Source organism: Pasteurella oralis (genome assembly GCF_042681465.1).
In the GTDB taxonomy this organism is placed as follows: Bacteria; Pseudomonadota; Gammaproteobacteria; order Enterobacterales; family Pasteurellaceae; genus Pasteurella; species Pasteurella oralis.
The window spans coordinates 51,871-77,166 of sequence record NZ_JBHUFP010000003.1 but is presented as its reverse complement, the minus strand read 5'-3'; the positions used below and the strand labels follow the sequence as shown (position 1 = coordinate 77,166).

Annotated in this window: 20 protein-coding genes; 10 read left to right on the top strand and 10 right to left on the bottom strand. The window is 38.2% G+C overall.

Annotated features, from left to right (window positions below):
• Positions 1 to 154 precede the first annotated feature (154 nt).
• The gene (gene xylB, locus ACFSAV_RS01550; RefSeq protein ID WP_379095422.1) at positions 155 to 1,624 is read right to left on the bottom strand and encodes a xylulokinase; all 1,470 of its coding nucleotides are present in this window, start codon (positions 1,622 to 1,624) and stop codon (positions 155 to 157) included.
• A gap of 60 nt (positions 1,625 to 1,684) precedes the next feature.
• Positions 1,685 to 3,007, bottom strand: a complete 1,323-nt coding sequence (gene xylA, locus ACFSAV_RS01545; protein WP_379095419.1) for a xylose isomerase — start codon at positions 3,005 to 3,007, stop codon at positions 1,685 to 1,687.
• A gap of 223 nt (positions 3,008 to 3,230) precedes the next feature.
• Here xylA and ACFSAV_RS01540 point away from each other — a divergent pair, with 223 nt between their 5' ends.
• From ACFSAV_RS01540 to ACFSAV_RS01515, 6 genes are all read left to right on the top strand, one after another.
• A complete protein-coding gene (locus ACFSAV_RS01540) occupies positions 3,231 to 4,430 on the top strand; it encodes a MalY/PatB family protein (protein WP_379095416.1) in 1,200 nt (399 codons plus the stop codon).
• Entirely contained in the window at positions 4,420 to 5,823 is a 1,404-nt protein-coding gene (nhaC, locus tag ACFSAV_RS01535) for a Na+/H+ antiporter NhaC (protein ID WP_379095492.1), read from the top strand. The genes ACFSAV_RS01540 and nhaC overlap by 11 nt, the downstream gene beginning before the upstream one ends.
• A gap of 258 nt (positions 5,824 to 6,081) precedes the next feature.
• Positions 6,082 to 7,080, top strand: a complete 999-nt coding sequence (gene xylF, locus ACFSAV_RS01530; protein WP_101776264.1) for a D-xylose ABC transporter substrate-binding protein — start codon at positions 6,082 to 6,084, stop codon at positions 7,078 to 7,080.
• A gap of 66 nt (positions 7,081 to 7,146) precedes the next feature.
• Positions 7,147 to 8,661 carry a D-xylose ABC transporter ATP-binding protein gene (gene xylG, locus ACFSAV_RS01525; protein ID WP_101776265.1) on the top strand — a complete coding sequence of 505 codons (1,515 nt, stop codon included), beginning with the start codon at positions 7,147 to 7,149 and terminating at the stop codon, positions 8,659 to 8,661.
• 3 nt (positions 8,662 to 8,664) lie between these two features.
• A complete protein-coding gene (locus ACFSAV_RS01520) occupies positions 8,665 to 9,792 on the top strand; it encodes a sugar ABC transporter permease (RefSeq protein ID WP_379095411.1) in 1,128 nt (375 codons plus the stop codon).
• Positions 9,793 to 9,919: 127 nt separating this feature from the next.
• Complete coding sequence (locus ACFSAV_RS01515) at positions 9,920 to 11,080, top strand: XylR family transcriptional regulator (RefSeq protein ID WP_101776267.1); 1,161 nt, start codon at positions 9,920 to 9,922, stop codon at positions 11,078 to 11,080.
• A 23-nt stretch (positions 11,081 to 11,103) separates the two neighbouring features.
• On the opposite strand, the gene ACFSAV_RS01510 is transcribed toward ACFSAV_RS01515, so the two are convergent.
• From ACFSAV_RS01510 to mak, 4 genes are read right to left on the bottom strand one after another with little or no spacing between them, the layout of a single operon-like run.
• The gene (locus ACFSAV_RS01510; RefSeq protein ID WP_379095408.1) at positions 11,104 to 12,084 is read right to left on the bottom strand and encodes a carbohydrate kinase family protein; all 981 of its coding nucleotides are present in this window, start codon (positions 12,082 to 12,084) and stop codon (positions 11,104 to 11,106) included.
• Positions 12,071 to 12,955 (bottom strand): ketose 1,6-bisphosphate aldolase, encoded by an 885-nt coding sequence (locus tag ACFSAV_RS01505; RefSeq protein ID WP_101776269.1) that lies wholly within the window; start codon positions 12,953 to 12,955, stop codon positions 12,071 to 12,073. Before ACFSAV_RS01505 ends, ACFSAV_RS01510 begins: the two co-directional genes overlap by 14 nt.
• A gap of 1 nt (position 12,956) precedes the next feature.
• Complete coding sequence (locus ACFSAV_RS01500) at positions 12,957 to 13,640, bottom strand: D-lyxose/D-mannose family sugar isomerase (protein WP_101776270.1); 684 nt, start codon at positions 13,638 to 13,640, stop codon at positions 12,957 to 12,959.
• Between the two features lie 57 nt (positions 13,641 to 13,697).
• Positions 13,698 to 14,609 (bottom strand): fructokinase, encoded by a 912-nt coding sequence (gene mak / locus ACFSAV_RS01495; RefSeq protein WP_379095405.1) that lies wholly within the window; start codon positions 14,607 to 14,609, stop codon positions 13,698 to 13,700.
• 99 nt (positions 14,610 to 14,708) lie between these two features.
• On the opposite strand from mak, the gene ACFSAV_RS01490 reads away from it, so the two are divergent.
• Entirely contained in the window at positions 14,709 to 15,428 is a 720-nt protein-coding gene (locus ACFSAV_RS01490) for a response regulator (RefSeq protein ID WP_101776272.1), read from the top strand.
• A 215-nt stretch (positions 15,429 to 15,643) separates the two neighbouring features.
• On the opposite strand, the gene ACFSAV_RS01485 is transcribed toward ACFSAV_RS01490, so the two are convergent.
• Genes ACFSAV_RS01485 through ACFSAV_RS01475 form a run of 3 tightly spaced genes read right to left on the bottom strand, consistent with a single transcriptional unit; the run spans position 15,644 to position 19,131 of the window.
• Positions 15,644 to 16,573, bottom strand: a complete 930-nt coding sequence (locus ACFSAV_RS01485) for an ABC transporter substrate-binding protein (protein ID WP_379095402.1) — start codon at positions 16,571 to 16,573, stop codon at positions 15,644 to 15,646.
• A gap of 25 nt (positions 16,574 to 16,598) precedes the next feature.
• Positions 16,599 to 17,570 (bottom strand): ABC transporter permease subunit, encoded by a 972-nt coding sequence (locus ACFSAV_RS01480; protein WP_379095399.1) that lies wholly within the window; start codon positions 17,568 to 17,570, stop codon positions 16,599 to 16,601.
• 40 nt (positions 17,571 to 17,610) lie between these two features.
• Positions 17,611 to 19,131, bottom strand: coding sequence for a sugar ABC transporter ATP-binding protein (locus tag ACFSAV_RS01475; RefSeq protein ID WP_379095396.1), 1,521 nt, complete (start codon positions 19,129 to 19,131; stop codon positions 17,611 to 17,613).
• 303 nt (positions 19,132 to 19,434) lie between these two features.
• Here ACFSAV_RS01475 and ACFSAV_RS01470 point away from each other — a divergent pair, with 303 nt between their 5' ends.
• The 3 genes from ACFSAV_RS01470 to ACFSAV_RS01460 all read left to right on the top strand — a co-directional run bounded on the left by ACFSAV_RS01470 (position 19,435) and on the right by ACFSAV_RS01460 (position 24,272).
• A complete protein-coding gene (locus ACFSAV_RS01470) occupies positions 19,435 to 20,151 on the top strand; it encodes a pirin family protein (RefSeq protein WP_379095393.1) in 717 nt (238 codons plus the stop codon).
• Between the two features lie 239 nt (positions 20,152 to 20,390).
• Positions 20,391 to 21,545: an NO-inducible flavohemoprotein gene (gene hmpA / locus ACFSAV_RS01465; RefSeq protein ID WP_379095390.1), complete on the top strand. Its 1,155-nt coding sequence runs from the start codon at positions 20,391 to 20,393 to the stop codon at positions 21,543 to 21,545.
• Positions 21,546 to 21,683: 138 nt separating this feature from the next.
• Positions 21,684 to 24,272 (top strand): ATP-binding protein, encoded by a 2,589-nt coding sequence (locus tag ACFSAV_RS01460; protein WP_379095387.1) that lies wholly within the window; start codon positions 21,684 to 21,686, stop codon positions 24,270 to 24,272.
• Positions 24,273 to 24,343: 71 nt separating this feature from the next.
• Here ACFSAV_RS01460 and speB read toward each other — a convergent pair whose 3' ends face one another.
• On the bottom strand, positions 24,344 to 25,264 hold the full coding sequence (speB, locus tag ACFSAV_RS01455) for an agmatinase (protein ID WP_379095384.1): 921 nt from the start codon (positions 25,262 to 25,264) through the stop codon (positions 24,344 to 24,346).
• Between the last annotated feature and the right edge of the window lie 32 nt (positions 25,265 to 25,296).

Sequence of the window (25,296 nt, the reverse complement as noted above, 5' to 3'; positions counted from 1 at the left end):
AAGTTGTAACTAAGATGATGCAAATAATATAGCGTAAAAATAACACAAGTCAATCTATTTTTTATGCATCATAAAAAATACAACAAAAGATAAGCTTAATAAAAAAGCTAAACAACATGCATCGTTATTTAGCTTTATTTAAACCAGATGAAAACTATAAATATGCATTCAACTTCTCTACATACCTCGCATAAACTTTCTCATATTGCACTGTATTTTCTGGATTAGGTTGAACGCGAGATTCAGTATCAATATGCACAAAGGCTTCACACAAATCGGTTAAATCTCCTTCACCATTTGCCCACATAGCCTGAATCGCACCACCCAATGCAGCAGCTTCCTCTTCTTTTAAACAGACTACTTCAGTGTTCATAATATCCGCGATCATCTGCCGCCAAACTGCACTTTTCGCCCCACCGCCGATTAAGCGGATTTGTGAAGTTGATAAGCCTGCCTGACGGAATAAATCTAAACCATAACGTAAGGTAAAACTGGCGGCTTCCATCATCGCTCGGCATAAATTGGCTTGAGTAAAATTAGCTGCGTCTAACCCTAAAATACTGGCTTTCGCTTGTGGTAGTGGAGGGACACGTTCACCATTGAAGAAAGGCAGAATTGTGATACCTTCTGCACCAATCGGACTTTGTTGAATCAAGGTATTAAATTTTTGTACGTCGATGTCGAGTAAATCCATTAAATTTTTATTGGCAGAGGTCATGTTCATGACACACACTAAAGGCAGCCATCCTCCCGTGCTTGAGCAGAAATTCGCGATTTCCATTGGTAAACCAGCGAGAGGCGTATCCGTATAAGCATACAGTGTGCCTGATGTGCCTAAACTCATGGTGGCAATACCTTGTCTAATATTACCAGTACCAATCGCCCCCATCATATTATCACCACCACCAGTAGAAACAATCACATGATGAGATAAACCTAATAACTTAGCGATTTCAGGGCGTACAGTACCAATCTTCTGTTCAGCAGAAACCAAAGGTGGCAATACTTTTTGTGGGTCAAGTTCAGGGGCAAGTAAACGGAAAGCATCAGAATGCCATTGACGATTCACCACATCAAAATAACCCGTGCCTGAAGCATCACCATATTCCATACAAAAATGCCCTGTTAACCAATAATTGAGATAATCATGAGGCAACATAATTTTAGCAATACGTTGATACAGTTCTGGATAATATTTTCTGAACCACAGAATTTTTGACGCGGTATACCCAGTCTGTACCATAATACCGAGTTCAGAAAACGCCTTCTCTTTACCACCTAATGCACTCACAAACTCTGTATTTTCAATGGTTGTTTCAGTATCGCACCATAATTTTGCATGATACAAAGGCTGATCATCTTCATCTAATACAACTAAGCCATGTTGTTGCCCAGAAATCCCTATACCTTTAATTAAGTACGGTTCAATTTTGGCTAATTTTATTGCATCATGAAATGCTTTCACTAATGCTGTAGTCCACCATTGCGGTTGTTGTTCTCGACGTCCTTCGCTGTTCTCAATGATTTCATGTGGTGCATAACCAACACCAATCACTTTTTTCTGCTGGCTATCTACGACAATCGCTTTTGTGCCTTGTGTACCACAATCAATACCAATATACATACCCTTCCCCCTAAAAAATGCGGTATAAAATTGCGCAAAATTATACCGCACTTTTATGACTTATTTACTGAAAATATAGTGATTAACCAGATTTTCCAAATATTCTTGTTGACCTGAAACAGGTTTTGGATCGAATCCCTGCGTTGCTACAAGCTGGGCCAGTTCAGATAACGACATTTGATCTGATAAAATCTGTTGACCAAGTGCTGATTGCCAGCCTGCATAACGTTGATTCACCACTTGTTGTAACGTTTGTGCTTCTAACATTTTCGCTGCACGTCTAAGCGATAATGCAAGGACATCAATCGCACCAATATGCCCATGGAACAAATCATAAGGATCGATACTTTGACGACGAATTTTGGCATCAAAATTAAAGCCTCCTGTTGTAAAACCACCGGCTTTGAGAATTTCATACATCGCCAATGTATTTTCTTCAACACTATTTGGAAATTGATCAGTATCCCAACCTAATTGCGTATCACCACGATTAGCATCAATAGAACCAAAAATATCCAATGCAGTAGCCATTGCAATTTCGTGCTGGAAAGTATGTCCTGCTAAGGTGGCATGATTAGCTTCAACGTTCACTTTAATTTCTTTTTCTAAACCAAATTGTGTTAAGAATCCATATACAGTGGCGACATCATAATCATATTGATGTTTAGTTGGCTCTTGTGGTTTTGGTTCAATCAGCAAAGTCCCGTTAAAACCGATTTTATATTTATGCTCAACCACCATCTGCATAAAGCGCCCAATTTGCTCTCGCTCCTGTTTTAAGTCGGTATTTAACAGGGTTTCATAGCCTTCTCGCCCTCCCCATAATACATAATTCTCACCACCTAAACGCTGAGTTGCACCCATAGCGGTAAACACTTGTGCTGCCGCCCAAGCAAAAACTTCTGGATTGGGGTTAGTTGCTGCACCAGACATATAACGAGGATGAGTGAAACAATTCGCGGTTCCCCATAACAATTTTACCCCTGTCTCTTCTTGCTTTTGCGCCAAGATATCCACCATCGTATTGAAATTTGCTAAATATTCGTTGAATGAATGACCTTCTGGAGCAACATCGACATCATGAAAACAATAATAAGGCACACCTAATTTACTAAAAAATTCAAAAGCAATATCTGCTTTTTGTTTTGCACCTGCTAACAAATCACTGTTTTTTTGCCAGCTACGATCTAAAGATCCAACCCCAAACATATCGTTTCCTGTCCAACAGAAAGTATGCCAATAACATACCGCTAAACGTAAATGTTCAGCCATCGTTTTGCCTAAAATGACTTCGTCAGGATTGTAATATTTAAATGCAAAAGGATTCGTAGAATCAGCCCCTTCATAGCGAATTTTATCAATTTGACGGAAATAATCGGACATAATTAATTCTCCTGTAAATTTCAATAAACACAAATCTCGACATCATCATGCTAAAAACAAAAAAACCGCTCAATTATGTTATTTCACTTTGGGATTTAGATTATTGGTTATTGTGGTTCATATCACAAAAAAGAAAAAACGTAATAGGAATATCAGATTTAACAATTTTAACCGTTAACTTCAGGATCTAAAGTTTGTATAAATCCAATATTGGAGAATATGTATGGCAGATAATCTCTTTGATGTTTTTACTGACAGATCGGATTGTAATAGCGCCAAATGGGCAATTACTCGTCAATATGGCAAGGACATGATTTCGATGTCTGTCGCAGATATGGATTTACCCGCACCTCAAATGTTAATTGATTATTTAGCGCAACAAAATCGAACAGGGATCTACGGTTATACGATATTACCTGATAATTATTACGATATTGTCAGAAGATATCTATTTCGCCATTATCAATATGAGATTGCCAACGAACACATTGTTTTTTGTCCAAGAATCATTCAAGCGATTTCTATTTATATTAAAGAATTTACTTCTCCAACGGAGAGTATAGCTATTCTAACGCCTTCCTATGCGCCTATTGTAAACGCCATTTTATTGAACAAACGCACTGTTGAACGTTGTGCATTAATTTATCAAGCAGGCAAGTATACGATTGATTTCGATCAATTAGAAAAATGCTTCCAAACAGCTAAAACATTCATTTTAATTTCACCCCACAATCCAACAGGCATTATCTGGTCACGTAGCGATTTACAACATATTGCAGCGTTAGCAGAAAAATATGGCGTGTTTATTTTATCTGATGACGTTCATGCTGATTTCGATTTTTCTGGTGACAAACATATGATTATTTCCGCAATAAGCGCATATGTTGAAAAGCACTCCATCATTTGTACGTCACCCGCCAAAACATTCAATATCCCGGGACTTGAAATTGCCAATCTACTTATTTGCAATAAAAAGGTCCGAGATAAATTTCGAGGCTGTATGCAAGCCTTAGGTATGCATAACCCAAATTTCTTTTCCATTCCCGCCCTTCAGATTGCTTATCAATATTGCGACGACTGGCTTGATAAACTAAAACATTATATTTATCACAACAAATTGATTGTAAAAGATTTTTTCACTCGAGAAATACCACAATTGGAGGTATTCAACAGCGAAGGCACTTATCTGATTTGGGTTAACTATAGCAAGCTACAGATCAATGAAGAAAAGCTGAAACACTGGTTTCTTGATTTATCCCATATCGAAGTGTCTTGGGGAAGTGATTTTGGTCGCGAAGGACAGTCTTTTTTCAGAATGAACGTCGCCATGCCGCGCGCCTTATTAAAAGAGAGCCTACAAAAAATGAAACAAGGTCTAGCGTTATTAATGCAAGAGGAGCTTAATTATGAAGATGAACAATGAAATAAAAATCCCCACATTGCCACAAGCTTTATCTCCTATATTGGTTATGTTGGTTCTATTAGGTTTAGGTTATGCATTCTTTGACTTACCGCCTGAACCATTGATGGTAATTTCCTGTGTATTTGCTGGATTTTTAGTAAAACATTTAGGGTACAATTACAGCGATATCTTAAATGCGATCGCAGCTAAAATAGCTAAAACAATGCCCGCATTGTTAATTTTAATTACTGTTGGATTATTAATCGGTACTTGGATTGCTGGCGGTACAATCCCTATGATGATTTATTACGGCTTAAAAATTATCGACCCTCAATTCTTATATATCACCGCACTTGTTTTAACCTCTATTGTATCTGTTTGTACAGGTACATCTTGGGGGTCTGCGGGCACAGTTGGTGTTGCGTTTATGGGTGTTGCAATCGGATTAGACGCCAACTTGGCGGCGACGGCAGGTGCGGTCGTCGCTGGGGCTTATTTTGGTGATAAACTATCGCCATTATCCGATACAACAAACATCGCTTCAGCCGCCACTGGCGTTGATCTTTATGAACATATCGCTCATTTACTTTATACTACTCTGCCTTCTTTCATACTAGCAGCGATCATTTATGTTGTTTACGGCATGAGTAGTAATTTTCATGATGTTGCAACCCCAGAAAAAGTATTAGCAATGCTTTCAGGATTAGAGCAAATTTATCATTTTAATGTCATTTTGTTACTTATTCCTATCGTCATTATTTTATGGGGGTCTATTACTAAAAAGCCGACAATCCCCGTTATGCTACTTTCAGCCGCGATTGCTGTATTAAATGCATTATTCATTCAAGGGTTTTCATTGCATGATGTGATCAATAGTGCGGTCAACGGATTTAATGTTTCAATGATCAAAAATGATATAGCAATCAGTGCAGATCTAGCGCGGCTTTTAAATCGAGGCGGAATGAATGCGATGATGGGCACTTTATTAATCTGTTTCTGCGCATTATCTTTCGCTGGTATTTTATCACTCAGCGGTGCGTTAGATGTGATCATCAAACATTTGCTTAAACTAGTAAAATCTACAGCTTCTTTAATCTTTGCGACTATCCTTTGTGGATTAACCATGATTGGAGTGACTTGTAATGGGCAAATTTCTATCTTAATTCCGGGTGAAATGCTAAAAGAAGCTTACATTGAACGTGGATTACATCCTAAAAACCTCAGTCGAACAGTTGAAGACTCTGCCACAGTCATCGAACCTATCCTACCTTGGACAGCAGCAGGCGCTTATATGGCAGGCACACTTGGTGTCGCGACACTCTCTTACCTACCTTGGGCTGTATTGTGCTGGAGTGGTATTGTCTTTGCCATGCTATGGGGAGTGACAGGATTTGGTATTGCAAAATTAAAATAGCTGCCGTTTTTTACCATAATAACATCGCCGCTCAACCTGATGAGCGGTGATTTTTTTTATTCTTCCAATAAAGGCATTATGTTATTTCACTTTGGACTTTAGATTATTGGTTATTGTGTAGCAAATCACAAAAAACAAAAAACGTAATGCTATTACAAGATCTGATAATTGCACTTCATTTGCAATCTGCTCAAACTGACTATGAGTTAAGCAGTGACTACTCAAAATATCACTTATCCAACTACTTTGAGGTGGCCTATGAAAATTAAATCAACATTACTCGCAATCACTACTGCATTAATGTTCTTAAACAATACTGCTATTGCAAAAGATTTAAAAATTGGGATGTCTATTGATGATTTACGCTTAGAACGCTGGCAAAAAGACCGTGATATTTTTGTAAAAAAAGCCGAAGAATTAGGGGCAAAAGTCTTTGTCCAATCTGCTAATGGTGATGCTAGCGCTCAAATTTCTCAAATTGAAAATATGTTAAACAAAGATATTGATGTGCTGGTTATCATTCCATTTAATGGTGAAGTTTTAGGGAATGTCATTTCAGAAGCCAAAAAAGAAGGCGTAAAAGTATTAGCCTATGATCGTTTAATTAATAACGCAGATATTGATTTCTACGTTTCTTTTGATAATGAAAAAGTCGGTGAGTTACAAGCACAAAGTATTATCGAGAAAAAACCAGAAGGTCATTATTTTTTAATGGGTGGCTCACCTGTAGATAATAATGCAAAGTTGTTTCGTAAAGGGCAGATGAAAGTATTACAACCACATATTGACAGTGGAAAAATTAAAGTGGTTGGCGATCAATGGGTCGATTCTTGGTTAGCGGAAAAAGCCTTACAAATTATGGAAAATGCGCTCACTGCTAACAAAAACAATATTGATGCAGTAGTCGCGTCTAATGACGCTACGGCAGGTGGTGCAATCCAAGCATTAAGTGCACAAGGTCTAGCGGGTAAAGTGGCTATTTCAGGGCAAGATGCTGATTTAGCCGCAATCAAACGTATTGTTGATGGTTCACAAACTATGACAGTTTACAAACCAATTGCTCATTTAGCCAATAAAGCCGCTGAAATCGCTGTCGAATTAGGTAAAGAGCAAAAAATAGACGCGAATTCGACCCTCCATAATGGCATGAAAGAGGTGCCAAGTTACTTGTTAGAGCCTGTTATCGTCACTAAAGAAAACATTGATGACACCGTGATTAAAGATGGTTTTCATAGTAAAGAGGCAATTTATAAATAATCTTTTTAATTAAAATAACAGGGTAGTGCAACTACACTGCACTTCCCTGTTAGAGAACGATAAATTATGGCGAAATTATTAGAAATGAAAAACATCACAAAAAAATTTGGTGATGTTGTTGCTTTAAATAATATTTCAATTTCGCTAGAAATGGGAGAAGTGCTTTCTCTCTGTGGCGAAAATGGTTCCGGCAAATCCACCTTAATGAAAGTATTATGTGGTATTTATCCACATGGTGACTATGCAGGTGAAATCTACTTTTCAAACGAAAAACTCATTGCTAAAAATATCAAAGATACCGAAGAAAAGGGTATTTCAATTATTCATCAAGAGCTCGCGTTAGTAAAAAACATGTCTATTCTGGAGAATATGTTTTTAGGCAATGAAATGACGCAGCTAGGATTCACTAATGACAATGAAATGTACTTACGTTGTCAAGCATTATTACAACAAGTGCAATTAGAGGTTGATCCACATACGCAAGTTAGAGAACTGGGTTTAGGACAACAACAATTAGTGGAAATAGCGAAAGCATTAAATAAAAAAGTCCGTTTACTCATTCTAGATGAACCTACTGCCTCATTAACTGAAAAAGAAACGGCAATTTTGTTAAATCTTATTAAGGATCTACAGGCACACAATATTGCTTGTATTTATATTTCACATAAATTAAATGAAGTCAAAGCCATCTCCGATAATATTTGCATTATTCGAGATGGGGAGCATATTGGTACGCATCCTGCTAAAAAGATGAGCGAAGATGACATTATCACGATGATGGTCGGTAGAGAAATCACTTCATTGTATCCTCATCAAGCGCATTCCATTGGTGATGAAATTCTACGTATAGAAAACTTAACGGCATGGCATCCAACAAATACCCATATCAAACGCGTTGATAACGCAAATTTTGCTTTACACAAAGGGGAAATTCTTGGCGTAGCAGGACTCGTAGGTTCTGGGCGCACAGAAATGGCACAATGTATCTTTGGATCTTATCTAGGAAAATATCAGGGTAATATTATCCTTGAAAATCAGCCTATCCAGATTAAAAACTGTGCGCAAGCTATTGCCAATCATATTGTCATGGTGCCAGAAGATCGTAAAAAACATGGCATTATTCCAATTATGGGAGTGGGGCAAAATATTACTCTCGCCTCTCTCTCACAATTCTGTTTTGGAAAAAAAATCATTAATGCTCCGCTTGAAGAAACGATCATCAATCAATCCATCGCTAAACTCACCGTCAAAACTTCCTCAACACAGCTGGCTATTGGGCGTTTAAGTGGTGGCAACCAACAAAAAGCGATTCTGGCAAAATGCTTGTTACTGAATCCCAAAATCTTGATCTTAGATGAACCGACCAGAGGAATTGATGTCGGCGCCAAATATGAAATTTATAAGCTAATCAACCAACTCGCACAAGAAGGTATGGCGATTATTGTTATTTCATCTGAACTACCTGAAGTACTTGGTATTAGCGATCGCATATTAGTGATGCATCAAGGAAAAATTAAAGCAGATCTTATTAATAACAATCTGACCCAAGAACAAGTGATGGAAGCGGCACTTAAGGAGTAACCAATGAACAAATTAAAATCAATTAATTTACAAGTTTATATTATGCTTATTGCCATTGTGATTATTATGACGTTTTTCTCATTTGCAACCGATGGTGCCTATTTAAGTGCAAGAAATATATCAAATTTACTACGCCAAACTTCCATTACGGGAATATTAGCTATCGGCATGGTCTTTATTATTATCTCGGCAGAAATTGACTTATCTGTTGGTTCCTTAATGGGTTTGTTGGGTGGGTTTGCGGCGATTACTAATGTCTGGTGGCATTGGCCATTACCCTTAACTATCCTGATTACATTAATATTAGGGCTTATGTTGGGTGCTTGGAATGGCTGGTGGGTTGCCTACCGAAAAGTACCTTCTTTCATCGTCACATTAGCAGGTATGTTAGCTTTTAGAGGCATTTTAATTGGTTTAACTAATGGTACAACAGTTTCACCAATTAGTGCAGAAATGACTGCTATCGGGCAAGGTTATTTACCAGATAGCTTAGGCATGCTGTTGGCGACCATTGTGTTGTTTTTCTTTGTTGTTTGGGGCAGCTATCAACGTAAAGCTCGCCAAAGACTCAACTTAGCAGTACAACCTGTCACAAAAGACACACTAACCTATGCTGTAGTTACTATTTTAGTATTAGGTGCAATTTATTTGCTAAATACCTACCGAGGCGTGCCATTTCCCGTTTTAGTATTGGCTTTACTGACTATTATTGGTACATTTTTAGCCAGAAAAACCGCTTTTGGTCGCCATATTTATGCCATCGGTGGCAATATTGATGCGGCAAGATTATCTGGTATTAATGTCGAAAAAGCCAAGCTAATTATTTTTGCTTTAAATGGACTTTTAGTCGCCATTGCAGGTTTAATTTTAAGTGCACGTTTAGGCGCAGGCGCACCATCGGCAGGTCAAAATGCAGAACTTGATGCGATTGCAGCTTGTGTAATTGGCGGCGCGAGCCTTGCTGGTGGTATAGGTACTATTTATGGTGTAGTAATAGGTGCATTTATTATTGCTTTACTGGATAACGGAATGAGTATGTTAGATGTCCCTACATTCTGGCAATATATCGTAAAAGGCGGCATTCTCCTTCTCGCAGTATGGCTTGATACAGTAAGCAAGAAAAAAACGTAATTTACTCTCAAATTCATGTCTCATTCCACCGCTGACTACTTTGTTTAGCCAAAAGTGCGGTGGAATTTTTATCATTTTGCTAAGTTTACTTTTTTATCTTATAGTGGAACAAGCAAAGGAGATAAAAATGTCAGAACAACCTTACAAAGTTGCCCTACTCTTTAATGCAAATAAAATTTATGACCGTGGTGTAATTGAGGGGATTGGACAATATATCCAAGCATCACAATGCACCTGGGATATTTTTATGGAGGATGATTTTGTCTATCACAAAGAAGACATCCGAAATTTATCTATTGATGGTATTATCGCTGATTTTGATGACATTGAAACCGCAGAATTGCTGCATAACATTAATGTACCAATTATTGCTGTAGGTGGTTCATACCAAAACCCAGCTTATTATCCTGATCTCCCTTATGTCGCAACAGATAATTATGCACTAATCGAAACAGCTTTTCTTCATCTTCAACAGAAAGGAATTAATCGTTTTGCGTTTTATGGTTATCCTGCTGAAAGTGAAAAACATTGGTCATTAGAACGCCAAAATGCTTTTATTCAGCTAATGCAGCGTTATGAACATAAGCCACAGTATTATCTTGGCGATAAAACTAACTCGCAAAATTGGTTAGAATCGCAAGACAGGCTGTGTGAATGGCTAAAAAAGCTTGCAAAACATACTGGGATTATTGCTGTAACCGATGCTCGTGCGAGACATTTACTCCAAGCTTGTGAACGGCTCCACATTGTTGTTCCGGATGAACTGTGTATCATTGGGATCGATAATGAAGAACTGATTCAATACTTATCCAGAGTCTCACTTTCTTCCGTTGTACAAGGAACTAGCCAAATTGGTTACCAAGCCGCTAAATTGCTTCATCAGCAACTCAGTGGGTATCCAGTATCACATAAACCTATATTAATTCCACCAATTAATGTCGCAGAACGCCGTTCAACAGATTATCGCTCGTTACAAGATCCTTTAGTTATTCAAGCCATGCATTTTATTCGCCATCGTGCCTGCCAAGGTATTAAAACCGAACAAGTATTAGATCATTTACGTATTTCCCGTTCTAATTTAGAACAGCGTTTTAAAAATGAAATGAACAAAACAATTCATCAAATCATTCATGAAGAAAAATTAACCCGAGCACAATATATGCTACGTTTTACTGATATTTCTACGCAAGAAATTGCTGAAATTTGCGGTTATCCATCAGTACAATATTTCTATGCGGTATTTAAAAGAGAATATGGGAAAACCCCAAAAGAATTTAGATTAAAATAGTGCTATCAGATCATACAATCATTTTATGTTTGTGCCGCAATAAAACTTTGCAATGTTTCATAACTGACCGCACCACCTGTGGCTGACATAGAGAATAAATTGAAATATGCCAAGCCATGCCCGAGCTTTAACACCTCAACTAAAGGCAAATGATGGTGTAAACCATAAAGCACACCAGTACAAAAAGCATCACCAGCCCCTAACGTACTGATAACGTGTTTCTTCTCCACCCAATAAGATGGCACTCCAATCTGTTCCCCTTGTTTATTTGTTGCCACTGCCCATTTTGGTTCATGCACAATCACGGTATCTCGCACACCTTGTGCCATAATTTGTGCTGCCATTTGTTGTAATACTTCTGGTGTAGATGCTAAATGCTCACAATCCGTCAGCCATTTCGCTTCAACATCATTAATAATGACATAATCGACAAAAGGTAAAATTGGTTGGATTTGTTGGATGAAAATGTGTTTATCTGACACAGAAACTAAATCAATAGAAATCAGTAAACCTTGTTGATGTAATTGTGTCAGTGTATTCTTGAGCTGAGCGACATCCAATAATTGTGGCAATAACGGAAGGTATGCAATATGTGCAATTTTAGCGGGATGATGAATTTGCAAAATATGCTCCGCTTGGTACTGTGCCATCGCTCCCACATAATGAAAAAAAGTGCGGTCACCTGTGTGTGAATTTATCATCACATCTGTAAACGAAGTAGGTAAATCTAATTCAACCACATTATCTACATTCACATCATGTTGCTGGGCTTGACGTAAAATAAACTGTCCTTCACTGTCTTTACCAATTGCCCCCGCAAGAAAACGCGGTAAGTCTGGATCAAGTTTCGCTAAATTAAACAATATATTAGTACAGCCACCACCACAATGAAGTTCGACTTTTGAAATGGTGGCTAACATAGATTCTTGCGGATAATCTGAAATCAATAAAGTACGATCAACTAACAAATTACCAATTGCGAGAATACCATTACGTGCCTGCATAGTATTGTGCCTTATTAATACTATTAAAAATGTGCATTTGTTCTGCAACAGTATGGCTAATTGCTTGTTGCACATTATTCATCATAATCAAGTAATAATTATATTTAGCGTCTAATTCAGTATTATTTATATCTTGTTCAACTTGTTGTAACGCGGCTTGTGACATACCAGTAAAGAAATTGATTTTACAAATGCCACGCTGAATCGTCTGTTGGAAATCTTCTACACTTAAGCCTGACCCCCCATGTAAAACCAATGGTACAGAAACAGCCTGATGAATTTGCTCAAGTCGCGCAAAATCTAATTTAGGTACGCCTTTATATTTACCATGCGTATTACCAATTGCAACAGCAAGTGCATCAATCCCCGTTTCACTGACAAATTCCACTGCTTGTTCCACTTTGGTATATAACGCCACATCAGCGCTACTTTCTAATGCACCGCCTTCATCCCCCCCCACTGCGCCTAGCTCACCTTCCACTGAAATACCATAGTTTTTACACAGTTCAACTACCTTGCGAGTTTGTGTAATATTTTCGGCATAAGGTAATTGTGAACCATCAAACATAATTGAAGAAAAACCGCACTTAATCGCACGCTCAATCGTAGGGAAAGTTAAGCCATGATCCAAGTTTAAACAAACAGGTATCCCAGCAAGTGCTGCTTTTTTCTTGATATATTCTGTCGTTGGCTCTAAATCAATATACTGTAAATGTACCTCTGCTACGTTAATAATCACTGGCGATTGATGTTGTTGCGCCGCAGCAAAAACTGCATCAATAAAATTGGAATCAATCGCATTAAATGCGCCTACTGCAAATTTGTGTTGGTTTGCGACAGCCAACATGGATTTTAAATTTAACAATGCCATGTTATTCCCCTTTTAAATAATGGTTATAATCACTACACAGCAAGTGAATTGGTGTTTCGTCTTCTTCAATGTGTGAGAAACGCCCTAAAGGCTCTAAAAAGCGATTATCAGTTAAATCATCATTTGCCATAGAAACTTCACCCGCTAACACCACGCCATCTTCAGCCCAAAAACTATGGTAGAGCAATGGGGTTAAACAAATACTCTGCCCGGGTTTAAGTTTAACTAGACCACCTGCTGGCACAGTCATTTGCTTGCCATCAATCGCAACGTGAATATCTGCGCTATCATCTAACAAATCCGTTTGCTCATCACGTTGATATAAGCGAATCACTAAAGTCCCGCCGCCACGATTAATAATATCCTCCATTTTTTTCCAATGGTAATGCATGGGGGTAATTTGCCCTTCTTTTACCATCATAATTTTCTCTGCATAAGGCTTATTGTTAGTTGCAGACTGATTACGAATGGTGAATAACGTTAAACCAAATTTGGCAAAATCATTCAAATTAAAATCTGTCACATCCCAGCCTAAACGTGCATCAAGAACTTCTTGTTGTGTACTAAGATTTGCTTGTTGCCAATCTTGCAAGCTGTAATCAGCAAATATGGGTAGATGGAAACAATAGCGCTGCATTAGCGCCTTTGCTTCCTCAATCACTTGATTAATTTCAGAACGTTTCATGCTCCCCTCCCCCCTTCAATAAGGTCTAAAGTGCGGTCGATTTTGCAAAAGTTTTGCTTATTTCTCCAACGGCCATAACCAAGCGGCACCGCGCACACCACTTGAATCACCATGTAACGCTTTACGAATTGGCGTATGGAACTCTTTACCAAAAATGTAATTTGGCATTAATTTTGGTACATTCGTATAAAGCCGATCGATATTACACACCCCACCAGCGAATACAATAACATCAGGATCCAGCATATTGACATAAGCCGATAACGCTTTGGCTAAACGACGTTCGTAAGCCTGAATTGATTGCTCGGCGAGCACATCCCCCTGTTCAGAAAGAGCAACAATCTCATTCCCTTTTAAACGCTGACCAGAACGACGTTCATAGTCATCGCATAATCCCGTACCAGAAACAAATTGCTCAACACAACCATAATGCCCACAATAGCATTGATTATGACGTGCGACTTCTCGTTCTTCTTCATCCATCCAAGGTAACTGGTTGTGCCCCCATTCACCACCAATACCGTTACCTCCATTATGAGGTTTACCATTAATCGCAATACCTGAACCAGAACCCGTACCTAAAATCAACGCGAGTACCACTTCATATCCGGCTCCTGCACCATCAGTGGCTTCAGATACGGTCATACAGTTTGCATCATTGGCAATACGTACTTCTCGACTTAATACACGACACAAATCTTTATCTAACGCTTGCCCATTTAGCCAAACCGAATTGGCATTTTTCACTTTATGGCTAAAAGGTGAAATCGTTCCTGGAATACCAATACCCACCGTACCCATTTGTCCTGTAGCTTGTTCTGCATCATCAACTAGTCCTTTAATTGCTGCCAATGTTTCTTCATATGAACCTCTTGGTGTTGGCACACGTTTTCTAAACAATTCCTTTCCATCATTAGAAAGTGCAATCACTTCAATTTTTGTCCCACCTAAATCAATGCCAATACGCATAGCCACCTCATAATGTTAATTTTGTGAATTGATGAATATTATTTCAGAACGAAATTATATATACTTTAGAAATTCTTTGTGTCATAAATGAGTCCAGCCATGCAACAAAATACGTCTATTCTTGTTATTGATGATGATGTTCAAATTTGTGAACTGCTTACCGATATTTTCGAAGAGCATGGTTATGCTGTTGTCAGTGCACAAACAGGCAAACAAGCATTAAGTTTGCTGCAATCTGGCGCCCATTTTTCTCTTATTTTTCTGGATTTAATTCTGCCTGACGTGAATGGTTTAGTCCTATTACAAAGTTTAAAAACAATGACGTCAGCACCTGTCATCATGTTAAGTGGGCTAGACTCTGAATCTGATATTGTGGTAGGTTTAGAAATGGGTGCCGATGACTACATTCCAAAACCATTTTATCCTCGTGTAGTAGTTGCAAGAGCAAAAGTAGTTTTACGCCGCCATCAACCACAACCTTTTATTGCAAGTAATATCCACCAAGGACTCACCTTTAATCACTGGATCCTTGATACTGAAAATCATAAACTTTATACCCCACAAAAACAGGAAGTAGAACTAACTCAAGGTGAATATACCTTGCTATATGCACTAATTGCTAATGCACAAAAAGTCCTTTCTCGCCAAAAGTTACTCGAACTCACTCACAGTGAAAGCTTAGAAATTTTCGATCGCACTATCGATGTTTTAATTATGCGCTTACGTAAAAAAATCGAACCTAATCCCAAAGCGCCTACTTATATTCAAACTGTACGTGGTACTGGTTATTTATTTTCTGCTGCTGTTGAACGCTGTTAATTTATCTAATTAACTAGAATTCTACCACTTTTAATATAAAATCAATAAGTAAAGCACCTTTCCTCTTAGCGACAACTCATTGTTATAGACTAAATGGAAGGATTTCACCTTCCATTATATTTCGAATTACCTCGATAACGTCTATCTCTCAAATAAAACTCAATTTTTTCATATAATTCCCCCCTTTCTGAAAAAAGAAAGAGGGGGAAATTCAATTACTTAACAGTCCAACCTTTGTAATCTTTGATGTTATCACGAGTAATTAAATGTACTGGGATTAACACAGGATCTTTCGGGGCTGGTTTGCCTTGTAAAATATCATAACCAATTTTCACTGCTTCTGCCGCCATTACTTGTGGATCCTGAGCTGGCGTACCGCGGAATAAACTGTCTGATAATTTCAATGCTTCTTCACCATCTGGCGAACCATCCACACCCATAATGAAGAATTCACTACGTTGCGCCTGTTTTGCAGCTAAATCTGCACCAATCGCAGTTGGATCATTAATGGCAAATACCGCATCAATTTTCGGATGTGCAATTAATAATGAGGTCATCACTTCTAAACCACCTTCACGACTACCTTTTGCATTTTGGTTATGTGATAACACTTTGATATCACTATGTTTTGCAAATACATCTTGGCAACCTTGTACACGATCTTGTACTGCAGATACTGGTGGTCCATTAATAATGACGACATTCCCTTTACCATTTAATTTTTCAACGATAGTCTGGCAAGCAATTTCTCCTGCTTGGTAGTTATTTGAAGTCACTGTTGCATTCGCACCATCAGCCGCGACGTCAACCGCGACTACTACGATACCCACATCACGTGCACGCTGTACTGCGGGTCCAATTCCTTTAGAATCTGCCGCATTAAGAATAATCATATCCGCTTTTGCCGCAATGAAGTTATCAATTTGTGCAACTTGTTGACCTAAATCATAACCACTTGATACAGAAACAACGTTCACTTTATCACCTGCTAATTCTTTGGCTTTTAATTCAGCTCCTTTCGCAATTTGCACGAAGAAGGGATTAGCCAAATCGCCCACTGTAACACCGATAGATTTTAATTCTTTTGCTTGCGCAAAAGGTGCGACTGCTAACATTAAAGATACTGCTAAAGTTTTTAATTTCATTACAATTTCTCCTATAAAGTGGATATTAAGCTGAACGAGTACGGTATTTATCGATTAATACAGCAACGATGATTACCCCACCTTTAATAACGAGTTGCCAGAAATAAGACACGCCCATTAACGTCATACCATTATTTAAGGTGGCAATAATCAACGCACCGATGAGCGTACCTGTAATTGTACCGATACCGCCCACAAAACTTGTGCCGCCTAAAATAACAGCTGCAATTGCATCAAGTTCATAACCAACACCAAGGTTACCATTAGCACTGTATAAACGTGATGCACTCATTACGCCACCAAGCCCAGATAACAAACCACTGGTTGCGTAAACAAAAATTAATACTAAAGACACTTTAATACCCGTTAAGCGAGCAGCTTGTAAGTTACCGCCCACGGCATAAATATGCGTACCCAATGTAGTACGACGCAAAATAAACCAACATACTGCAATAACAGCAAAGGCAATAATCACTAACCAAGGAATGGAGCCAAGATAACCATTACCGATCCAGCTAAATGAAATTTTTGAGTTAATCACTGTGGTGCCATCTGCGACTAGATATGCAGCGCCACGCAGAGCAGTATAAGTTCCTAGTGTCACAATAAAAGGAGGTAGCCCAGCGTAAGCAACGAGCAAACCATTAAATACGCCCATACCAAGACCAGCAAGCAAGGCAAGTGGTACAGCAAATTCAGCTAAAGCTGGGTTAAGTGAAGTCACTAAACCAATTACAGCGGTTACGCCAAGAATAGAACCAACAGAAAGATCGATCCCTCCAGTTAAAATAACAAATGTCATCCCTGCCGCTAATACAATATTAATTGACGCTTGCCGTGTAATATTCAACATATTGGCTTCGGTCATAAAATTTGGTGCGACAAAAGAGAAAATAATGACGATTAAAATTAAAATCGGCAAAATCCCCATTGCTTGCATTGCATCCGCAATTGCAATCTTTTTAAAACCTGCTTTGGCTGGTTGTGCTGTTCCCATTTTTACCTCTCCTCAATTTTTAATTCTTTTTAATCTGATTCTATGATTCTGCACCACAAGCAAATGCCATAATGCGTTCTTGATTGATTTCATCGCCTGTTAACTCACCTACCGTATAGCCTTCGCGCATAACATATACACGGTCGCTCATACCCACAATTTCTGGCAACTCACTAGAAATCATCAAAATTGCGACACCTTGTTTTGCCATGTCAATCATCATGCGATAAATTTCACTTTTTGCGCCGACATCAACACCACGGGTTGGCTCATCCATAATAAACAATTTCGGCTGAATTGCCGCCCAACGAGAAAGCAACACTTTTTGCTGGTTTCCCCCAGATAAACCACTTACATTGACATTCGCACTTGGCACCCGCATTTTTAATCCTTCAATCGCTTCTTGCGTGGCTTGTTTACCTTTTGCTTGATTAATCACTAACATCGTAGCATCACGCTCAATGGTCGCCATCGTGACATTCTTCAAAATATTTAAATCAAGAAACAAACCTTCTTCTTTACGATTTTCAGGTAACAAAGCGACATGGTGTGCAATAGCATCACGCGGCGAGTGGAAACTGATTTCACCACCACTTAAATAAATTTTACCGTGAGTTGCTTGTTTTACCCCAAATAATAAATGTGCCAGCTCAGAACGTCCCGCCCCCACTAAACCAGACAAACCAATAATTTCTCCAGCCCTTACTACTAAGGAAGCATCTTTGACTTTATTACCATCAGACAAGTGTTCGACACGTAACACTTCTTCACCAGCAGGGACAGTTTCTTTATTAAATAAATCCGTCAGTGGACGCCCTACCATCATCTGTACCAACGTCGCCGAATCTAAGTTATCGCGGGTCAATGAACCTACATATTTCCCATCGCGCAATACACTAACACGATCTGCTAATTCATAAATTTCTGCCATTCGATGACTGATATAAATAATCGCCATCCCCTCATCACGTAATTTTTTCACTAATTCAAATAAACGCTCAGTTTCACGTGAAGAAAGCGCTGCAGTTGGCTCATCCATTACTAAAATACGACTATTACGATGCAATGCACGTGCAATTTCGACTTGTTGTTGCTCGGCAATGGTTAACGAAGAAACTTTTTGTGTTGCAGAAAATTGTGCGCCTAATCGATCCAATACTTCTTGTGACTCTTCAGCCATGGTTTTACGATCTAAACCAAACAGATTTTTAATTTCACGTCCAAGAAAAATATTTTCAGCGACAGTTAAATTAGGGGAAAGGTGAATTTCTTGATAAATTAACGTAATCCCTGCTTTAATTGCATCCTTAGGTGAAGAAATAGAAAAATGCTCACCATCAATGAGAATCTCACCAGCAGACGAAGTATAAGCGCCAGCAAGAATTTTCATCAGTGTACTTTTACCTGCTCCATTCTCTCCCATCAATGCATGAATTTCACCACGATAAATAGACAAATCCACATTTTGTAAGGCATAAAAAGTACCAAATCGTTTGGCAATGCCTTTCATTTCCAGTAGAGGGCGAACAGGCGAATCAGAACTAACTTGTGCCATCTTCATAAATCCCTTTTCAAATTAAACATAGTTTGCATTTAAGCACAGCAATATGAATGAAAAATGTTGAATCTCATTCATAATTGTCATAATTCTCAGTTTTTCTCAATTTTGCGAAAGGGATCACGAAATTCGCACAAAAACGACCGCACTTTACTCCAATATTAATGCAACATAACACTGCTCAAACTTTAGTTAAAAGATGAATTATTTACTCTTTGTTAAAACAGAATCAATATTTCGTCTATTTATCTATTTATTAGAAAATATATAATGCCCTCATATGTTGAACAGAGAGGGAATAAAAGAATGAAAACGGTATATCACGCAGCAAACAGTCGTGGCAACGCAGATCACGGTTGGTTAAAAAGCAGACACACTTTTAGCTTTGCGCATTATTATGATCCAACTCGAGTTCATTTTGGCGCGTTACGAGTCATCAACGATGATTTTGTTGAAGGTGGTATGGGCTTTGGTACTCATCCTCACGATAATATGGAGATTATTTCTATTCCATTGAGTGGTGATTTAGCACATAAAGACAGTATGGGCAATGGAAGTGTGATCCGTCATGGCGATATTCAAGTCATGTCTGCTGGGACAGGCATTACGCACAGTGAAATGAACCCTAACCCAGATAAGCCTGTGCAATTTTTACAAATTTGGGTCTTTCCAAATAAACGTGATGTGGAACCACGCTACCAACAAATTACGATTGCAAACACACAAAAACCAAATGATTTCCAACAAATCTTATCGCCTAATCCAGAAGATGAGGGGGTTTGGATTCATCAAGATGCTTGGTTTTCACTTGCAAAATTTGATAAAGGTGTCACTAAAAATTACGTATTACACAACGCTAGCAATGGTGTGTACGCTTTTGTGATAAAAGGGAATGCGAATATTGGTGGTATTGAGTTAAACCAACGTGATGGTTTAGGGCTATGGGATACAGACAGTATTGATATCATTGCCACAAGCGATGCAGAAGTTTTGCTGATGGAAGTACCAATGGCGGTCGAATAATTCCCTATCACAAGTAAAAAAACCTGAGGCAATCCTCAGGTTTTTTTATGCCAAAATGAATTAGCACTAATTTTAGTTCAAAATAACAAATTTTATTATAAACATTCACTTTGATCTACATCAAAAACACTATTTATATACATCTAATGAGGTATAGCAAGCTATTGCCTAGTTTATGTAAATTGAGCAAAAAATAAATCTGAGTAAATTACTCAATTATTAATAACAAGGAAGAAAAAATGTTAGATCAACAAACTCGTGACATTATCAAAGCGACAATTCCTGTTTTAGAACAACATGGCACAACCATTACTAAAACCTTTTATCACAATATGTTTAGTGCCCATCCTGAGCTATTAAACGTCTTTAATAAAACTAACCAAACACAAGGTCGCCAACCAATGGCGCTCGCCAGTACTGTTTTAGCTGCCGCAAAACATATTGATAATCTGGCTGCAATTTTGCCTAATGTGATGCAAATCGGGCATAAGCACCGAGCGCTAGAAATTAAAGCAGAACATTATCCCATTGTTGGTGAAAATTTACTTAAAGCGATTAAAGAAGTATTAGGTGAGGCTGCCACACCCGCAATTATTGATGCTTGGGCAAAAGCTTATGGGGTGATTGCAGATGTCTTTATTCAAGTTGAGCAAACAATGTATGATGCTGCGGCATGGGAAGGTTATAAGCCTTTTAAAGTCGTAGCTAAACGTGCTGTTTCTGATCAAATCACAGAATTTACTGTACAAGCTGATTTCCCACTACCAATAGTCAAAGCAGGGCAATATATTACTGTACGCGTACAACCTGAAGGTGAAACCAATACAGCATGGCGCCATTATTCGCTCTGTTCAACGGACACTAATAATGGTTTAAAATTTGCCGTAAAACGTGAAGGTGTAGGTGAACAAAAAGGCTTAGTTTCACATTATTTACATGATCATGTACAAGTGGGTGATAAATTAGATTTTACCGCCCCAGCTGGAGATTTCTTATTAGCACAAAGCGATAAACCACTTGTTTTAATTAGTGGTGGCGTTGGTATTACCCCATTATTAGCTATGTTAGAACAACAAGTGAATACGAATGATCAACGTAAAATTCATTGGATTCATTCTTGCCGTAACCGCGAAAACCATGCTTTCAAAGCAGAAGTTGACACTTTAATTAACAAAGCAAGGCATGCTCAAAATCATGTAATTTATACTGCACAACAAGCGCGTATTGATGCAAACTTCATTGCTAAACATATTCCACAAGGTGCTGACGTATATGTTTGTGGCACCATTAGTTTTATGGAAAGTATGATTGATTTATTAAAACAACAAGGTTGGCATGAGAATGATATCCACTTTGAGCCGTTTGGACCAAAAATGAGTGTTGTCACTGTTTAACCACATTCCCTCGACCTACTTTAATGTTAAGTAGGTCGTTTCTTAGCATAAAAAACACAATTCAATTCATATTTATCATTTTTTTTCCACCATTTATGCTTAAAATAGTGACTATCTAACTCAAGTGCGGTCTACATAATGAAAAACTGGAAAAACACTTTTTTTACTAAGTCTTACAGTGTACGCTTTCGTTTAATGCTCTTTTTGATCACAGCTATTTTTTTGATCGTTGTGATCAGTATGACTGCGATCATTGGCTTAAACAGCACCTATAATTCTTTATCTAACTTACGTGATCGTTCACTTACCCAAATGTTTTCCTCTATGACATTAGGTGTAAAAACAGCACAAATCTCCACTTATGCCAAGCGCCTTACCCAAACAACACGCGCCTTAGAGTATCAAGAGGAATCCAAAGCGTTGACTTTGCATGCACAACAGCTACAAACTCTGCTTGCTCAAGCAAAACAATCAACTTCAGAGCAGGATCAGCGTTTCGCCCACATCGTACATCACATTGATTTATTAAGTAAAAGCGTACAAGAATTATTACTGCAAACTCACAAACGTCATGTACTGCATACCAATATCATTAGTGAATTAAATCAAGGTTTACTTTATATCCAGCATATCAAAAGATTAGAAAAACGGACCGCACTTACCAGTGAGTTGTCACCCAATTTTATGTTACAGCTGGCTCGCGTAGAAAAATTAATCGAAGATGCCACCAAAAGCAGTTTTTCCACCAGCGTCTTTCTCAGTATTCAATCTAACTTTTTGTTCTTTCCATCAGTCGAAGACTTCACAGATATCCATGTTGAATTTAACAAGCTCAAACAGCTTTTTCCAACCATGATTCAAAATGCGGAAACATTGGCACAAATTAATCTACGTATTCAATTTTTGACTTTTCAAATTGATGCGCTAGTACAACAAATTAATCAACAATACACTCAACTTGCTAAAGAAAAAGTAGACAGCGTTAATGTTGATTCTGAACAAATTCAACAACTCTTATCTACCTTCTCACTATCTATTTTACTGTTTTCTTTATTCACTATTTTACTCATCATTATTCTTGGTCAATACATTTATTCCTTGATTGGTAAACGTCTTTATTCAATTACAGACGCGTTAAAACGCTTATCGCAAGGTGATAAAAATGTCACTGTACCACAGCAGCAAACTCAAGATGAAATTGGTGATTTAGCGCGTACTTTTGATATCTTTCATCAAAATGTAATTACGTTGGAACAAACGGATTCTTTGCTCAAAGAAAAAAGCGAATTATTAGAACAAACTTTTTTAGCTATGCGCGATGGTTTAGCCATTTTTGATGGCCAACTTAATTTAGTTTCTTATAATGTCCAATTCAAAAGCCTGCTCCAAGATTGTTTCAATCAACATGAGCAACTGAGTATTCACTCACTCGTTGACTACTTCAACGCACAACAAGCGAAAGTGGTTGGTAGCGAGCAAGCTATTAATTTAGCGCTGTTGAAAAAAATTCGCCAAGCGCAAGATTTACTGGAAATTGAATACCAACAACAAATTTTGGAATGGCGTGTGAGTCCATTAAAAGATGGTTTAGTCACCTTTCTTATTGACCGTACTCAACGTAAAAAATTAGAAAATGAAATTGCACATAGCCAAAAAATGCGTGCTATTGGTCACTTAACGGGTGGTATTGCTCATGACTTTAATAACTTTTTAGCAGTCATTATTGGCAACCTTGATTTAATCGATCCTGATACTCTAAACGAGCGCCAAGCTAAGCGTCTACAACGCGCCTTGAAAGCTGCCGAAAACAGCGCGACTCTCACGCAACGTTTATTAGCTTATGCCAGAAAACAACCGCTGCATCCAACTACGTTAGATATCAATCAGCTTGTTCTAGAGTTTAATGATCTAATCAAACACACGATTCCACCAACAATTAAAGTGCGGTTAGATTTAGCCGAAAATTTACCACAAGTCTATATTGATAAAAATCAACTTGAAACCGCACTGGTCAATTTAATTGTCAATGCAAAAGATGCATTAAATAACGAAGGTAACATCATTATTCGTACAACACAACTCAATGTACAACGCACACATCGCCAAGAACATATGGTGCAATTATCCATTATTGATGATGGTTGTGGCATGGATGAACAAACACAGAAACATGTCTTTGAGCCTTTTTTTACCACTAAACAAAATGGACGTGGCAGTGGTTTGGGCTTATCTATGGTATATGGCTTTATTCGCCAATCAAAAGGCCGTGTGACGATTGACTCTCGCTTAAATAAAGGCACTACAATTCACTTACAATTGCCAATTATGAAACAGACTCAAACACAAACGCGAGTCACACAACAAGACTGTGCAACTTGTGATATCCAATATCAGATTTTAGTGGTAGAAGATAAAGCCAGCTTACGCGAAACATTGGCAGAGCAACTGCATACCATGGGCTATCAAGTCATGTTGTGTGAATCTGGTGAACAAGCAATTGAATTACTCAGCCAAGGGCGAACCATTGACTATTTACTTTCTGATATTATGTTATCTGGCAAACTCACTGGCACAGATGTAGCAAAATGGGTAGTCGCTCATTTACCGCAGGTCAAAATTCTCTTAATGACTGGGCATACTGAGCAATTAGAAAAAGCGGAACAATTCCCGGTTTTAGTCAAACCCTTTAAACAATTAGAATTACAACAGAAACTGAACGCTCTTTAACACTCAATAAAAAATCCACCATAACCGTTACTACAAACAACGAATTAAGGTGGATTTTTTTAAAAGCGCAATTAACCTTTTTTCCAACCCTGCATGTATAGCATTTCTAATGCGACAGTAGCGCCCGCTAATGCCGTAATATCGGATTGATCATAAGCAGGTGAAACCTCCACCAAATCCATCCCTACGATATTCACCTCTTTTAATGCACGTAAAAGCTTTAACACTTTATCGGTGCTTAAACCACCACAAACTGGTGTCCCCGTTCCCGGCGCATAAGCAGGATCTAAACAATCAATATCAAAGGTCAAATACACTGGCAACTCGCCAACCACCGCTTTAATTTTTGCGACGATTTGCTCAACACTCTCCTCATTAACTTGCGGTGCGGAAAGCACAGTAAATGGCAAAGTGCGGTCAAATTCTGTACGAATTCCAATTTGTACAGAATGAGCAGGATCAATTAAACCTTCTTTTGACGCATGGTAGAACATCGTACCATGATCGTAATTACTGCCATTTTCATAGGTATCGGTGTGTGCATCAAAGTGAATCATCGCTAACTGACCAAAATGTTTGGCATGTGCACGTAACAATGGCAAGGTAATAAAATGATCCCCACCTAAGGTTAAACAACGTTTACCTGCTTTAAGTAATGCGGTTGTATGTGCCTCTAATTCTTCAACAAAATTCTGGTTATCGCCAAACGAATAAACTAAATCACCACAATCCACAATATTTAAGCGTTCACGCACATCAAAATCCCAAGGAAAACGACAATGTTCCCAAGCGAGATTAACTGAAGCACGGCGAATAGCTTCCGCACCAAAACGTGTACCTGCACGACCAGAAACAGAGGCATCAAAAGGGACGCCAGTAATTACCCATTCTGCTTCTGTTTCTGTTGGATTGAAATTAACAGGCAAACGTAAAAAACCAAAATTATTGGAAACTAATGAAATATCTTCTTTATTGTGTAACGTATTGTACATAGTTGTTCCTATTAACTAACAAAGCACTATCA

Excerpts from the sequence above, each read along its gene's own strand:
- ACFSAV_RS01480 (WP_379095399.1), bottom strand. The coding sequence starts at position 17,570 with ATGGGAACAGCACAACCAGCCAAAGCAGGTTTTAAAAAGATTGCAATT.
- xylG (WP_101776265.1), top strand. The coding sequence starts at position 7,147 with ATGGCGAAATTATTAGAAATGAAAAACATCACAAAAAAATTTGGTGAT.
- ACFSAV_RS01470 (WP_379095393.1), top strand. The coding sequence starts at position 19,435 with ATGAAAACGGTATATCACGCAGCAAACAGTCGTGGCAACGCAGATCAC.
- ACFSAV_RS01485 (WP_379095402.1), bottom strand. The coding sequence starts at position 16,573 with ATGAAATTAAAAACTTTAGCAGTATCTTTAATGTTAGCAGTCGCACCT.
- ACFSAV_RS01515 (WP_101776267.1), top strand. The coding sequence starts at position 9,920 with ATGTCAGAACAACCTTACAAAGTTGCCCTACTCTTTAATGCAAATAAA.
- hmpA (WP_379095390.1), top strand. The coding sequence starts at position 20,391 with ATGTTAGATCAACAAACTCGTGACATTATCAAAGCGACAATTCCTGTT.
- ACFSAV_RS01520 (WP_379095411.1), top strand. The coding sequence starts at position 8,665 with ATGAACAAATTAAAATCAATTAATTTACAAGTTTATATTATGCTTATT.
- xylB (WP_379095422.1), bottom strand. The coding sequence starts at position 1,624 with ATGTATATTGGTATTGATTGTGGTACACAAGGCACAAAAGCGATTGTC.
- ACFSAV_RS01510 (WP_379095408.1), bottom strand. The coding sequence starts at position 12,084 with ATGCAGGCACGTAATGGTATTCTCGCAATTGGTAATTTGTTAGTTGAT.
- xylF (WP_101776264.1), top strand. The coding sequence starts at position 6,082 with ATGAAAATTAAATCAACATTACTCGCAATCACTACTGCATTAATGTTC.
- speB (WP_379095384.1), bottom strand. The coding sequence starts at position 25,264 with ATGTACAATACGTTACACAATAAAGAAGATATTTCATTAGTTTCCAAT.
- ACFSAV_RS01500 (WP_101776270.1), bottom strand. The coding sequence starts at position 13,640 with ATGAAACGTTCTGAAATTAATCAAGTGATTGAGGAAGCAAAGGCGCTA.
- ACFSAV_RS01460 (WP_379095387.1), top strand. The coding sequence starts at position 21,684 with ATGAAAAACTGGAAAAACACTTTTTTTACTAAGTCTTACAGTGTACGC.
- ACFSAV_RS01475 (WP_379095396.1), bottom strand. The coding sequence starts at position 19,131 with ATGAAGATGGCACAAGTTAGTTCTGATTCGCCTGTTCGCCCTCTACTG.
- ACFSAV_RS01540 (WP_379095416.1), top strand. The coding sequence starts at position 3,231 with ATGGCAGATAATCTCTTTGATGTTTTTACTGACAGATCGGATTGTAAT.
- ACFSAV_RS01490 (WP_101776272.1), top strand. The coding sequence starts at position 14,709 with ATGCAACAAAATACGTCTATTCTTGTTATTGATGATGATGTTCAAATT.
- nhaC (WP_379095492.1), top strand. The coding sequence starts at position 4,420 with ATGAACAATGAAATAAAAATCCCCACATTGCCACAAGCTTTATCTCCT.
- ACFSAV_RS01505 (WP_101776269.1), bottom strand. The coding sequence starts at position 12,955 with ATGGCATTGTTAAATTTAAAATCCATGTTGGCTGTCGCAAACCAACAC.
- mak (WP_379095405.1), bottom strand. The coding sequence starts at position 14,609 with ATGCGTATTGGCATTGATTTAGGTGGGACAAAAATTGAAGTGATTGCA.
- xylA (WP_379095419.1), bottom strand. The coding sequence starts at position 3,007 with ATGTCCGATTATTTCCGTCAAATTGATAAAATTCGCTATGAAGGGGCT.